This is a genomic window from Azospirillum argentinense (assembly GCF_000632475.1).
GTDB classification, from domain to species: Bacteria; Pseudomonadota; Alphaproteobacteria; order Azospirillales; family Azospirillaceae; genus Azospirillum; species Azospirillum baldaniorum.
The window spans coordinates 21,720-34,511 of the sequence record NZ_CP007794.1 but is presented as its reverse complement, the minus strand read 5'-3'; the positions used below and the strand labels follow the sequence as shown (position 1 = coordinate 34,511).

The window sequence follows — 12,792 nt, the reverse complement described above, 5'->3', positions numbered from 1 at the left end:
GCAACCCTGCGGGGTTCCGCGTGGGACCTGGAAGCCGTACGGCGATACCAGCGTGACCAAGCCGCCTGATGGGCTCTGGTGGGCAGCGTGAAGCTTGCTCGGCAGCCTCAAGGAGCGGCACTTGCTGCCAACGGATACCCTTCCCGGTGTGGTGAAAGGGGACACTCGTTTGGACGACCGCGTAACGGCGATGGGTTGCTTCAGGCGGTCGCAGACGTTTCGGGCCGCTCCACATAACTGGGTGGAGGCCAGTCATGTCGGTGCCGACCGGAGTTGCTGCTGCAGTTGCCGCGACCATCCTCTCCTGTGGCAGCGCCCTTGCGGCCCAGCCCGCCGTCGATCTGGAACTCGTGCTCGCCGTTGACGGATCAGCAAGCATCGACCAAGCCATGTTTGAATTCGAACTCGACGGACATGCGGCCGCATTCCGAGATCGGACCGTGGTGGAGTTGATCCGTGATGGCTATCGCGGTCGAATTGCGGTGACCCTGGTGCTATGGTCGGATCCCACGGCCCTGAAGGTGTTCGTCCCATGGACGGTGATCGCTGACGCCAGCAGCGGCGAAGCGTTCGCGGCGGCGATCGACGCCGTGCCGCGGCGTGACCGTGCCGGCAGCACCGGCATCGGTGCGGCGCTGTTGAACTGCGCGACGCTCTTTCCCAACGTTATGCCGGCGCCCCGCCGTGTCATCGACGTTGTCAGCAACGGCTACAACAACGTTGGCACGCTCCCAGAGGTCGCGCGCGACCGCGTCGTTGCTGAGGGTGTCACCATCAACGGCTTGGTCATCCTCGACGAGGTTCCCTGGCTCGGGGCGTATTTCGCACAACGGGTCATTGGCGGCTCCGGCGCCTTTGTCCACAGCGTCGCTGACCGATCAAGCTTTGTTCATGCCATCACCGCCAAACTCAAGCGGGAGATCGCCAACGCAGCCGAGCAGGAGAGCAGTGCGATTCAGAAGCTTCCCGATTAGGGCAGGCGTTCCAACTCTTTCTCGCGCCGGGTTCGCTCGTCCTCACGCGGTTCCACGGCGGGCTTCCGGGCATCCTCCTCGGTCGGTGCCGGTGTCGTACTCCGATTCACCGGCTCCGTCTTCTGCTGCCGATGAGACCAGAAGCTCCAACGATCACTGCTGTGGCACATGCTTGCCTCCAATGTCTGGAGCTGAAACAACAGTCGGATGCGAACATCAGCGTGGGCCGTGCGCGCCCATCATTCGGACACCTACGGAAGCAAGGCCGAACAGAACCGGGCCCGACGCGGCAAGAGGGAACGTGCGCCTTTTCTGTGACTGGTCGGTTCTTGGCCCGGACACTGTTGGCGAATTGGTCCGGATCAAGAGCGGAAGCGCGTCAGAGGCTGTTGAGGAGAAGGCCTCTGACAGGTAAAGAAAAGGCTTTTGTCGCGGTCTCCCGCCTATCCGCCTGTTCCAGTGATCGCGAAGCCGGGAAGGAGTACGATCAGGCTCCTAAAGGCCAAGGGAGCCCCGGCGATGACGGAAGCCGCGGCCGTTCGCTGGGAGAGCGGTGACCTCTATGAACCCTACGTGGGACGCTGGAGCCGTCCGGTGGCCCACGCGTTGCTCGCTTGGTTGAACGCCCCGACCGACCTCGATTGGCTCGATGTGGGCTGCGGCACCGGAACGGTGGCGGAGGCCATTGTTGAGCGATGCGCCCCCAAGCGTTTGGTCGGGATTGACCCGTCAGCCGGCTTTCTCGACTTTGCACATCGGCGCTTGAAGGCCTCAGGCGCCGAGCTGCTTCAAGCCAATGCCCTCGGCCTGCCGTTCCCCGCCGCCCAGTTCGATCGCGTGGTGTCCGGCCTCGTCCTCAACTTCCTGCCCGATCATCCGCTCGCGGCTTCCGAGATGGCGCGGGTCGTTCGACCAGGCGGCGAGGTGGCGCTCTATGTCTGGGATTACGCAGGCAAGATGGAGTTGATGCGCCGCTTTTGGGATGCGGCGATCGCACTGGACACGCAGGCCCTCGGGTTCGACGAGGGGCGTCGTTTCCCGATATGCCAGCCGGAGACAATGCGCCGGCTGTTCGAGGGCGCCGGCCTTTCGCAGGTGAAGACCCTCCCGATCGACGTTCCCACCAAGTTCCGCGACTTCGACGACTACTGGGCTCCGTTTCTTGGGGGACAAGCGCCGGCGCCGGCCTACTGCATGTCGTTGGACGAGGACAACCGAGCCGCGTTGCGTGAGCGCCTGCGGGCGTCCTTACCGGCACAGGCAGACGGCAGCATCCATCTTGTCGCGCGGGCCTGGGCCGTGAGGGGCCGCAAGGACTGACAAAAAAGGGCATGCGCCCGGCCAAAGCCGGTGGTCAGCCGGACAAAATGCGGTTTGAGCCAATGTGGTGAAAGGGGAGCCGCCAGCTAGCGTGGTCACTGTTTTGGAAAAGGCGCCGCAATCCCGTGCAGACCGGTGTAAGACAACGTCCTCCCTACCACTCCGGTTTGTCCGGTGGCATCTCGGGCCGGGTCCCAGGTTCGCGATGCGCGCTGGACGCTCCTGCTTTCGAGTGGGCTGCCAATCCGTCAACGAGCGCGTTGAACACGGTGTGGCACCGGGGGCTCGACCGGAGATCCTCGTGCATCACCACCCAGGTCGGAAGGTTCAGCACGAACGCGTCGGCGAGCACCCGGACGAGGTCGGGATCGCGTGCAGCGACCGGAACTTGGCAGACGCCGATGCCGAAGCCGGCCCGGAGCATGGCAAGCTGGGCAAGGTCGCTGTCGGCCCGCAGCGCGAAGGCGGATCGGTCCACGCCGCGGACCCGCTTGAGCATCGCCCGGATCGCTGGTGTCTCCCTGTCGAAGCCGATCACGTCGTGTTGGACCAACTCGCCCAACGTGGCGGGCATGCCCCGCCGGTCCAAGTATCGACGATGCGCGTGAAATCCAAGCGCGATTATCCCCACATGCTTGGCGACCAGCGCATCCTGGGCGGGCTCGACCATTCGCACGGCGATGTCGGCATCTCGACGAAGCAGGTCCTCAACCGTGTTCGAGAGCACGAGTTCAATCGTTAGATGAGGATGTCGTTCCCGCAATGCCGTCAAGATCGGAGGCAGGACTTCTACCCCGACAACCTCGCTGGCACTGATCCGCACCGTTCCGCCGACCACGGCACCATGCCCCGAAGCGACCCGGAGCATCGCGGCCGCGGCGGAGGCGATCGTGTCGGCGTAAGGCTCAAGCTCCAACGCCGCCTCGGTCGGAGTCAGTCCCCGTTGCGACCGGACGAAGAGCCTCAGTCTTACGGCGTCTTCGAGCGCCTCGAGGTGACGCGACACCGTCGGCTGGGTGAGGCCAAGCGATCGCGCGGCAGCCGACAGCGATCCCTCCCGCAGGACGGCGAGGAAGGTCCGGTATAGGTCCCAAGCGGGCTCCTGGCTCATGTATTTCAGTATAGCTACTGCACGACTTTCCACAATTCCGTTGAGAAGCACCACGGAGCAACCTGCCGCAACACGCAGCGGCAGGAGTTGGATATGACACATCGGACAGCCTTGGTCCTCGGCGCGACGGGGGGCATCGGTGGGCACGTCGCGCGGCGTCTGCGCAACGGTGGATGGACTGTCCGCGCGCTTGCCCGCGATCCCGGCAAAGCCGGCGCGCAAGGCGGCCTGGAGTGGATTCGCGGCGATGCCCTGTCGGCCTCAGCCGTGGCGCACGCGGCGCAGGGAGCCTCGCTCATCGTGCACGCGGTAAACCCCCCGGCCTACCGGAACTGGGGCAAGCTGGTGCTTCCGATGCTGGCCAATGCGATTGCCGCGGCACGCGCGAGTGGCGCCCGCATCCTCCTTCCGGGCACGGTCTACAACTATGGGCCCGACGCGTTCCCGCTGCTGGATGAGTCCTCTCCCCAGACCCCGCTCACCCGCAAGGGCGCCATTCGCGTCGAAATGGAACGGCACCTCCGGATGGCCTCGGACAAAGGGGACGTTCGAGTTCTGATCGTGCGCGCCGGCGATTTCTTCGGCCCAGGGGCAGGAAACAGCTGGTTCTCGCAAGGGCTTGTGAAGCCCGGACGCCGACTCCGCTCCATCACTTATCCTGGCAAAACGGGCGTCGGACATCAGTGGGCCTACCTCCCTGACGTTGCGGAGACAATGGTGCGTTTGGCTGAACGTGAGGCGCGGGATGCATTCGCCACCTTCCACATGGGAGGGCATTGGGACGAAGACGGAACACGGGTCTTGGAAGCGATCAGGCGCGTGGTTGGCGAGCCTGATCTCCCCGTCCGTCGGTTTCCATGGCTCCTGATGACCGCAGCCTCCCCATTCGTCCCGCTGTTTCAGGAATTGGTAGAGATGCGTTACCTCTGGGAGACTCCCGTCAAGTTGAACAACGCCCGGCTGACGGCTGAGCTTGGGGCTGAGCCCCACACCCCGCTCGACGAGGCGGTGCGCGACACCCTGGTCGGGCTCGGGTGCCTTCCTGGGTGCCAACGAACCGCGGCAACCTGTCCTACCGTGTAGAACGAGTAGGGGAGGCCCGTCCCTGCCACGTCTGAGGCCGATTCGCACCGACAATTGCCAGTATGGGTGTTGCGAAAGGGGAACCTGCCGCGAGAAGCCACTCCCTTGCCAACACGCATGTTCAGGGTCATCATCTTGCCTGCTGGGGCTGTGCGGGTAGAGGGGCTTGCCCCGTCCCGGTCGAAATCCCGACAGCGCTGTAACGGGGCACGCCGCGGCGACAGCCGTAGGCCTTCGGACCAGCAGCTTCACCCAGCCGTTCGCCGTGTGGTGAAAGAGGGCACCAAGTTCGAAGCCCCTGATGGTCCGCTTTGCGCCGATAGTGTTGAAAAACTCTCGAGCCTGCCGGAGCGAGAAATTTTTCGTCGCTCTATAATTTTCCGTCGCTCTATAGGGGTGCCACGCAGCGATATCGCTCTGAAGGCCGGCAGAGTGGATCATTATTGCGTCAAAACGGCTGCGAAGTACTCGTCAGGGAGTTTTTCAACACTATCGGTCAGGAGCAGACGGAGCTGGCATTGCGATGAAAGCAACACCGCATGCGGAGCCTTCCGCCGGCTGCCGCTATGTGGCCGCGTGCTCTTCGATGCAATCGACGCGTTCCAGATAAAACGCCAAATGTTCGCGGATGGCGGCCACGGCGGGATAGGGAGTCTCGTAGGTCCAGACAGCGTTGATCGCGATGCGATCACCCACGCACAGGTTGTAGTAAGTGGCATCGCCCTTGTAAGGGCAATGCGTCGTGTGCGCCGTGCGTTCGAAGGCCGTCATGTCGACATCCGCGCGGGGAATATATTGGACCACGGGCAACTTCGCCTCCGTCAGCGTCAGGGCGCGTGCCGTGTCGGCGACGACCCGGCTGGCGAAGACGACACGAATCCGATTCGGGTTGGGGATGATCGTGATGGGATGCTCGGGGCCGGGAATTTTCACAGCGATACTCCTTGCTCACCGGTAGTCGCGCCGGTCATGGCGCGGCCGTCATGCCTTATACCAGCGACTCTTTATCCTGACCCATCAGGGTCAAGAGCCTCGACGGCATGGGCCGGCCGCTTGTGACCGTGGTGTCGCTGATCGGCGGCCGGCGCTTTCGCCATGCTACTCTGGGCGGCGTGACGGAGCGTTGTCCTTGTTTCACATCCGTGCCACAGGTGGCTCCACCGATGAAAGATTGGATATCAATGAGCATGCAGCCGTGGGAAGGCCGTGACCGGCTGGTCGCGATCGACATCGAGACGACCGGACGGCGCCTGCCGAGCCTCCAGGACATCAGTAAGGCGCCCAAGGGCCTGCGTCAGCCCGGCATCATCATCGAAATCGGGTGTCTTGAGATCATCCGTGAGGGCGATGGCTGGAGGAAAGCGCGCAGCTGGGAGTCGCGGGTCAACCCCGACGCCCCTCTCCATCCCGACGCCATCAAGGTGCACGGCATCAAGCCCGCCGACCTGAAGGTGGCGCCCCGCTTTCCCGAGGTGGCCGACGCGCTTTTCGCCTTTCTGGGCGAGGACCTTCTGGTGGCGCATGCCTATGAGAACGAGATGGACTTCCTGAACTACGAGTTCGCGCGCTGCGGACGCGCCGCATGGGGTGCCGACACGTTCTCGGCGGACCGGTTCATCTGTACCAAGGAGATGTCGCACGCGGTCTTCCCCGGTGCTTCCGGCTCGCTCGATGCGCTGTGTGATCGGCTGTGGCTCGACCGGAGTGATCGCTTCGCCCACCATGGCGCGCTGCTCGACGCAGACCTGACGGCTGATGCCTTCGTCAAAATGGCGTTGGGAGATACCGGTCCGCGCGACGCCGTGTATGAGTGAGGCACGGCGCCGGGCATCCGGATATCGTGCCGCGCGCCCTGACGGGCGGAAGGCGTCAAGGTCGCGTATCGGGGCAGCTTGCGCTGAACGGTGCTGGCTGCTCATGGCGCAAAGCGAACGATCCCGCCACCCAGGAAGGGGCGCCATCCACCGATAGGAGTGTGGCGAAGGGGGGCACCAAGTTCGAGACCATCGATCCTGGGTGGACTAGGCGGAGCGGCCCGAACACGCTATGTTGCGACCGTTGTGATGCGCAAGCCATGGTCATGCAGCGTCGACGGAGCAAGGAGCCCTCGGCCTTCCGCTAGGTAGCTACCTAGCGGAGAAAGGTCATGTTCAGAATTCGCCGCGTGCCATTTCCCGGCACTGGCAAGCCGCGTCTTGGACGTCTCGTCGGCCAGATGCTGCGCCATCCGCAAACGCTCGCAGAGTTACGCCGGACCGCAGCAGCCGAGGTGGATGAAGGCGATGTAGCTATCTCCGGAAGATTGGGCCGACCACCGACAGCGTGGGATGACCAATGGCGCTCCGATCTCGGGCACCGGAGCTGGAAGCGATGCCGCCGATACCAGTGGAGGGGTTGATGAGCAAGGACACCGAACGCGCCTCTCCGCCGCTGCACATCCATTTCGGCGACCGGATGCTTGACGACGCCGCTCGCAACATAGTCGATGCCATGAAACGAACGGAGCGTGGTGAAGTCGTGCCGCCGCAGCGCCACCTTTCCTTCGAAGGATGGGACGCGCTCGCGCACGCGTTCCGCGTCGCCGGCTTGAGTGGACAGACCAGTGTGGCTGTCATCGCCGCCCTCAAAGGCATAGCCAGAGAGGATGAATTCCCCTGCGAGGCGCCGGACGTCAGTGCTTCGCCAGCCCCTTGGGACCGCTCGGCTTTGGCGAATCTGCGCCGGAAATGGCTGCACTATCATGCTCTCGGTAAACGGACCATCGCGGGACAACGCGTCGCCGAGGACCTCGCGCCGAGCGTGCCGGCGTTCGAGGTGGCCTGCGACGAAATCGATCAGCTTCGCCAGCGCGTCGAGCAGGCCGAAGTTGACATCGCTCGGCTCCGTGGGTGTCTGTGGCGCACGTCGCGGGATGGCTTTGGCGCCGGCACCGGTGAGATCGACCGCGACGACAGCTACAAGGGCTACGCACTGGATATCCAGATCGACCCGGTGACCAGTACGCTGCATGCGGTCGCGCCGGAAATCTCTGACGTGGTGCACGCCGAGGGGCGCACGGCCGCGGACCTGTGGCAAGCGTTCCGCGACAGCGTGGACGAGTATCTGGCCGCCTGTGCGGAAAAGGGTCGTGAACCCCAGAAGCCGCAGTACCGCTACACCCTGGAGGAGTTGTGGGCCGGCATCACGCCGGATAACAGGCCCGACTTGGTTGATTGGAGGGCGGATGTTGGGCGGGGGCCTCCGATCATGTCCAACAACGGCCAGCAGGAGCAAGGCTGGGTTCGCCAGCTTACCGACCTGGACATGATAGGAATTGCCGACGCGCTGACACGCGGCACAGGCGCTGACTGCCCGGCACCGGAGATCGAGGTGCTGGCGCTTGCTCCAGCTCTGAGCCAGGGCGGTGGCATTGACGAACATATTGCGGCTATTCGCCACCGGGCGCGTGTGCTGGTTGTGGCCGGGTCGGAAATCGGCTGGACGATCGTGCCGCCGGAGGAGTTGGATGCGGCGGTCACGCAGTTGGAACAGGCGCTGGTGCTCTACCGTCAAGTGAAGGAGCATCTGGCATGACCACAATGCGATGGATACGACTGTCTCCTACGGCTGAATGGGAGCCCGGCCGCGATTTGGGGGACGGCCGGTACGAGATCCTTGGGCATCCGCGGGGAATGCGCCCGGTGGAGGTCGGCCCGCCGCTCGACGCCCCCACAGATCGGGCCGCGGCGGAGCCTGATCGCTGGACAGAATTTTTCGCCTCTTCCGGCATCGCGTTCCCGGTTCGCGACCAGCTCACGCCGTCGAGTGAGCGTGGCAGTCTTCTCGATATGTTGGCACAGGTGGAAGGTGTGAACGAAGGTCCCGAAGACCCGGACCCGTTCGCTGTTCGCGGTGATGACCGAGACGCGCTGCTGCGCGAGCTTCAGCGCCTCCGGCAGGACTGCGCCGAGGCCTATCAGGTGGTTGGCACGCTCGCCGCCGTCGGCCTGCTCGATTCCGTCCCGCTCGCCAAGGCGCTCGATAACCTGTCAGCGGCCAGCCAAGGGGACGCCCGTCCACATGAGGACCTACTGCCGTTCATTCTGTCCTGCAGCGGCAAGGAGTAGCCGAAGCCTTCCCTTATGGAGAGCTCTGCCCAACATGTTTGCGTCAGTCCGGGTGATCGGCGGTCTGGAGAGGTGTGATGAAAGGAGAGCGTCATCACCTTGATAGGGTCCGCTTTGCGCCAAAAGCCGAAGTGGAGCATCCCCGTCCAACGATGGGGACCGAACAGGATGCCTCTTGGTTGGCGACGTCCGAAGGCGTTTGCTCGGTCGGCCCAGGCACGGACCAACCAAATCCTGCGACCTGTCCTGCTTCATCGTGCTGATGGCGACTTCGTCGATGGTGGCGATCACAGTGGGTCTTGGCCGTGGTCGCCCCGCTGCCGGGACCGTCGAATCCGCGCGACCGCCCCGCGCACCGCCCGCAAGCGCTCGGTGTAGCGCGCCGGCATCTGCGGCGAGGCCCAGCGCCCGGCCTGCATGAGGCCGGCTAGGTCGACGCCGGCGGCGAGCAGATCCTGGGCGGCGTCGACGCGCAAGGAATGACCGCTGAAGCCGACGGCCAGCGGGTCGGCCGCGCCGGTGCGTCGGACGACGACTCGCCGCACTGCCGCCGGGCTCATCCGCTCGCCCGGGCCGCCGCGCCGCAGATGGCCGAAGACGAACACCCCCTCCCGCGTCGGCGCGCCGGGTGATCGAATCCGGCCAACGGGGCGCCACCACCCGCCACGCGGCGAGCGCGGCCATAGCCTCGGCCGACAGCCAAACCTCGGCGCCCTCGCCTTCCGGATCAGTCTTGGAGCGGCGGATGCAGATGCCGGTGTCGGCGGCGGCACGGTGGATCGTCTCGCCGAAGCGCGTGAGCGCCTGCGAGAGCGTGTCGATCCGTTGCCGGATGCGGTCGATGTCGTCGCCACCGACCGCCTCGCGCAGGGCGTTCAGGGCGTCTTCCACGGGCTTGCGCTCCGTCTCGCTCACCCGGGTGCCGTGCTCCTGCAACTGCTTTTCGGCCGTGTACATCGCGGCGTCCGCTTGGTTGCGGGCATCGACCAACTCGCGCCGTTTCCGGTCCTCCTCGGCGTGCGCCTCGGCATCCTTGACCATCCTCTGGATGTCGGCCTCCGACAGACCGCCCGAGGCTTGGATGCGAATCTGCTGCTCCTTGCCGGTGGCCTTGTCCTTTGCCGTGACGCTGACGATGCCGTTGGCGTCGATGTCGAAGGTCACCTCGATCTGCGGCACGCCGCGCGGGGCCGGCGGGATGCCGACGAGGTCGAACTGACCGAGCAGCTTGTTGTCCGCCGCCATCTCGCGTTCGCCCTGGAAGACGCGGATGGTCACCGCGGTCTGGTTGTCCTCGGCGGTCGAAAAGACTTGGCTCTTCTTCGTCGGGATGGTCGTGTTGCGGTCGATGAGCTTCGACGGTTGGTGAACAGGCCGGCGTCGACGATGCCCTCGTCATCAAGCGTCCGGTCCAAGGCGTCGGCCCAGCGCTGCAGCAGGGAGCGGCGCGACCCCTTCGCGCCAGCCTCCCGCTTGGTCAGCCAGCTCCAGGACGCGGCGAGATCCGGTCGGTCCGGCTCGGCCGTGTGCTTCATCTGTCGGCAGACCAGCCCGCCCTCACGGCGCCGAGCGACGACGTCGTCGAGGGCGCCCACGTCGTCGCATTCGAAGCGGACCCAGTCATAGCGCTCAGGATGCTCCAGCCATTCGAGCAGAAGCTCGATGCCCCAGAGGTCCTGAAACTCGTCGCCGGCGCGGCGGATGCCGGGAACGGTGAAGGGGTGCTGGTGCTTGGCCATGTGGCTTCCAAGCGGTAAGGGCGGGCGGTTCGCGCGGAGGATGCGGGATCGCGCCGCCGCACGCAAGGGTTCCGTCCGGAAATACCTTTTGTCGGACGTAATCAAACTGGCCGTGTTCTGCCTCGCCCGCAGCGGGTCGCCAACCGGCTTGCACTGGGGAAAATGCGGTGCTGATGGGGACGCCGGGAGGGTCTGAGAGACGGAACCTGTCCACCAATCCCGATTCGAATCCAGTGATCCTGGCACTGCCTATCCGGCGATCCTGGGCTGAGATCCGGCTGCTTTCCGCGGGTTCAGGCTTGAGTCCAGCGATCCCGGAAAACCGACAGCCGACAGCCGGTCCATGGTGCCGGCGTCCGTTCCCGACAACAGCGGAAGTCACGTGATACCCCCCCCGATAACCGTGATTATCGCAGCGTTATCAGGGGGCGCGCCCGGGCCATTCCGTGGTCCCGGAAGCAACCTCGCACGTTTCTAGCATAGCCAGTCTTTCGCGTCAGGGCGATCGGGGAGATTTCACCCGTGTGGGACGGAGGAAGGCGAATTTGAACACGAACGTGGTGTTGGGCGGCACCGGAATGGTGGGCGTGCGGCATCGGGCTGGACCTTGGCCGAACTGGTCGGCCCACAGCCGAGTGTTACGGGGCGCCCGTTGCTGGACAGAAAGCGAGGAGGCCTTTTCCAGAAGGAACTCGTGTTCGGCGCCGGAATGAGCGTGCCTTATCTCAGCGATTTGGAACGCGGCCGTTCCAATCCATCGCTTGCCTATGGTGGTCGATTTGGCGCGTGCTCTGGCGACGCACCCGTCCGTCATGTTGGCCGGCTTGATCATCGAAAGGGGGCGCCGAGCCGCCGCGGCGCAAGCGTCTCAAGGACTGATGGGGCAGGGCGCCAGCCCCAGTTCCATGTGTGGAACGTGGGCTTTATGAAAAAGGGCGGACCCGGTTGGATCCGCCCCATTCTGCGTCTGTTCTGTCAAGTTCCAGCTTCGCTTGATCTCAGCCTTTCTCAATCATTGAGTGAAACTTCTCAATCATAGAGTTAAAGTTTCTCAATCATAGAGTTCGGTTTCTCAAGCTTTGCGTTAAGGACCAACCACACCAACAACACCTGTGTCGGGCGCCAGATAACCCGGGGCGCCGACCTGGTAGAAGGTCGCATTCCGCCTGGAGGCTCCGCCAGATAACCCGAGGCGCGTCGCCGCATAATGCGAGGTTCCCGCGCGAGGTCGCCGGATAACGCGAGATTTTCGAACGCAGCCATCGTGGGAAGGCGTTCCTGGCGCGGGGCTGGGGCGGCCCAGGCGTCCCGTCCGTGGGGCGGGCCGGATCGTCATCTCCCGGCTTCGGCGCAGCCGCGAGGCAAGCAAGGAGAGATCGCCGATCGGGGCGGATGTCTCGTTTGCGCCAAGGCAGGCATGCACCCGGTCGGGGCGGGCACATCCCATGATCGACATGCCACACGGCCCCGGGTAAGGTCCGGAACCGCATCGGCGATGCCGACCATCTGAAATATCGCAGGGCACGATGACCAACCTTGTTCACCAGATCGAAGACGAGAAATGCGACCTCGTTGAGCAACTGCACGCCGCGATCTGCGAGGCTTGCGACGAGATTGCGGGATCCGACCAGGACAGGCGCAAGTCCCTTCGTAACCGCTTGATCGTCGTCATTGGCAAGGCACTCTTGACGGAGTGCGCCTCCCCGCCCGTGTACAATCTGGACTATCTTCCCGATTGGGCTAAGGGGACGCCGCGCCCGCCTCGCTCACGAATCTAGGACAGCCCGACCACCAGGGGCACATCGACCCAGCGCGCAGACGCCTCCTCGCCGAAGGCCAGGAGCGCGACCTCGTGCGACGCCCCTGTCTCCCTTACCATCCCGACGCATCGGACGCGCAGGCCGGTGACGTCCAGGCACCGGTCGCGGTCGAACCAGACGGCCATGGGCATCCCGACCTTCGCCACCGCATCGAATGTTGCGATGATCCTCGTCACGGCGGGATCGGTCCCGTCGCCCGGCAGGACAGCGGGCACTTCCACGGTATTCGGCAGGAGGGCGTCCCCGGGCTTATAAGGGCGGAGAAGCAGGTGGATGCCTTTGCCGAACAGTAGCGGATCGGTACGGGCGTCTACCATCCAGTGGCCACGTCCCGCCTGCATTCGGCCTTCCGCGACGATAGCCACCGTGACCCCGCCGCGCCCCGCGTCGAGCAACGCCGAGGTCACCTCCACGGAGGCGGCGATCACGTCCCGGACGACGTGCGCCGCTTCCGCGCCTAGTGCCGGAGCCACCTTCCCGCCGTTCGCCGCCGAGATGCCGCCTGTGTTCGAAGGGGTAATCGCTCCCGCCTCCCTAGTATCCGTGGAGGGTGCCCCGGGAGTGGAGCCATCGACAGGGAAAGTCGTTTCCATAGGTGTATCCATCGCCGAGATCGACCGAGGCGACGCCCGGTCCCAC

Annotated in this window: 10 protein-coding genes and 1 pseudogene; 6 read left to right on the top strand and 5 right to left on the bottom strand. The window is 64.7% G+C overall.

What is annotated here, in order from left to right:
- Window positions 1-254 precede the first annotated feature (254 nt).
- Together ABAZ39_RS14440 and ABAZ39_RS14435 are read left to right on the top strand one after the other, a co-directional pair.
- A complete protein-coding gene (locus ABAZ39_RS14440; RefSeq protein ID WP_051658119.1) occupies window positions 255-974 on the top strand; it encodes a DUF1194 domain-containing protein in 720 nt (239 codons plus the stop codon).
- A gap of 519 nt (window positions 975-1,493) precedes the next feature.
- The gene (locus tag ABAZ39_RS14435; protein WP_040133778.1) at window positions 1,494-2,294 is read left to right on the top strand and encodes a class I SAM-dependent methyltransferase; all 801 of its coding nucleotides are present in this window, start codon (window positions 1,494-1,496) and stop codon (window positions 2,292-2,294) included.
- Between the two features lie 154 nt (window positions 2,295-2,448).
- On the opposite strand, the gene ABAZ39_RS14430 is transcribed toward ABAZ39_RS14435, so the two are convergent.
- On the bottom strand, window positions 2,449-3,405 hold the full coding sequence (locus ABAZ39_RS14430) for a LysR family transcriptional regulator (protein ID WP_040133777.1): 957 nt from the start codon (window positions 3,403-3,405) through the stop codon (window positions 2,449-2,451).
- Window positions 3,406-3,498: 93 nt separating this feature from the next.
- Between ABAZ39_RS14430 and ABAZ39_RS14425 the strand changes: the two genes are divergently transcribed.
- Window positions 3,499-4,488, top strand: a complete 990-nt coding sequence (locus tag ABAZ39_RS14425) for an NAD-dependent epimerase/dehydratase family protein (protein WP_040133776.1) — start codon at window positions 3,499-3,501, stop codon at window positions 4,486-4,488.
- A gap of 564 nt (window positions 4,489-5,052) precedes the next feature.
- Here ABAZ39_RS14425 and ABAZ39_RS14420 read toward each other — a convergent pair.
- Window positions 5,053-5,421: a DUF427 domain-containing protein gene (locus ABAZ39_RS14420; RefSeq protein ID WP_040133775.1), complete on the bottom strand. Its 369-nt coding sequence runs from the start codon at window positions 5,419-5,421 to the stop codon at window positions 5,053-5,055.
- 248 nt (window positions 5,422-5,669) lie between these two features.
- On the opposite strand from ABAZ39_RS14420, the gene ABAZ39_RS14415 reads away from it, so the two are divergent.
- The 3 genes from ABAZ39_RS14415 (at window position 5,670) to ABAZ39_RS14405 (ending at window position 8,594) form a co-directional block, all read left to right on the top strand.
- Window positions 5,670-6,302 (top strand): 3'-5' exonuclease, encoded by a 633-nt coding sequence (locus tag ABAZ39_RS14415; RefSeq protein ID WP_040133774.1) that lies wholly within the window; start codon window positions 5,670-5,672, stop codon window positions 6,300-6,302.
- Window positions 6,303-6,885: 583 nt separating this feature from the next.
- Entirely contained in the window at window positions 6,886-8,061 is a 1,176-nt protein-coding gene (locus ABAZ39_RS33045; protein WP_144243559.1) for a hypothetical protein, read from the top strand.
- On the top strand, window positions 8,058-8,594 hold the full coding sequence (locus ABAZ39_RS14405; protein WP_040133773.1) for a hypothetical protein: 537 nt from the start codon (window positions 8,058-8,060) through the stop codon (window positions 8,592-8,594). Before ABAZ39_RS33045 ends, ABAZ39_RS14405 begins: the two co-directional genes overlap by 4 nt.
- A gap of 726 nt (window positions 8,595-9,320) precedes the next feature.
- Here ABAZ39_RS14405 and ABAZ39_RS36885 read toward each other — a convergent pair.
- The 3 genes and pseudogenes from ABAZ39_RS36885 to ABAZ39_RS14380 all read right to left on the bottom strand — a co-directional run.
- A pseudogene (locus tag ABAZ39_RS36885) lies at window positions 9,321-9,953 on the bottom strand (Hsp70 family protein); the annotation flags it as partial.
- Window positions 9,869-10,333, bottom strand: a complete 465-nt coding sequence (locus ABAZ39_RS37690) for a hypothetical protein (RefSeq protein ID WP_144243557.1) — start codon at window positions 10,331-10,333, stop codon at window positions 9,869-9,871. The pseudogene ABAZ39_RS36885 and the gene ABAZ39_RS37690, both read right to left, overlap by 85 nt.
- A gap of 1,774 nt (window positions 10,334-12,107) precedes the next feature.
- Entirely contained in the window at window positions 12,108-12,581 is a 474-nt protein-coding gene (locus tag ABAZ39_RS14380; protein WP_211113715.1) for a hypothetical protein, read from the bottom strand.
- Between the last annotated feature and the right edge of the window lie 211 nt (window positions 12,582-12,792).

Bases quoted from the DNA above. Each gene is read 5' to 3' on its own strand.
- ABAZ39_RS14440 (WP_051658119.1), top strand. From the start codon at position 255: ATGTCGGTGCCGACCGGAGTTGCTGCTGCAGTTGCCGCGACCATCCTC.
- ABAZ39_RS14435 (WP_040133778.1), top strand. From the start codon at position 1,494: ATGACGGAAGCCGCGGCCGTTCGCTGGGAGAGCGGTGACCTCTATGAA.
- ABAZ39_RS14430 (WP_040133777.1), bottom strand. From the start codon at position 3,405: ATGAGCCAGGAGCCCGCTTGGGACCTATACCGGACCTTCCTCGCCGTC.
- ABAZ39_RS14425 (WP_040133776.1), top strand. From the start codon at position 3,499: ATGACACATCGGACAGCCTTGGTCCTCGGCGCGACGGGGGGCATCGGT.
- ABAZ39_RS14415 (WP_040133774.1), top strand. From the start codon at position 5,670: ATGAGCATGCAGCCGTGGGAAGGCCGTGACCGGCTGGTCGCGATCGAC.
- ABAZ39_RS33045 (WP_144243559.1), top strand. From the start codon at position 6,886: ATGAGCAAGGACACCGAACGCGCCTCTCCGCCGCTGCACATCCATTTC.
- ABAZ39_RS14405 (WP_040133773.1), top strand. From the start codon at position 8,058: ATGACCACAATGCGATGGATACGACTGTCTCCTACGGCTGAATGGGAG.
- ABAZ39_RS37690 (WP_144243557.1), bottom strand. From the start codon at position 10,333: ATGGCCAAGCACCAGCACCCCTTCACCGTTCCCGGCATCCGCCGCGCC.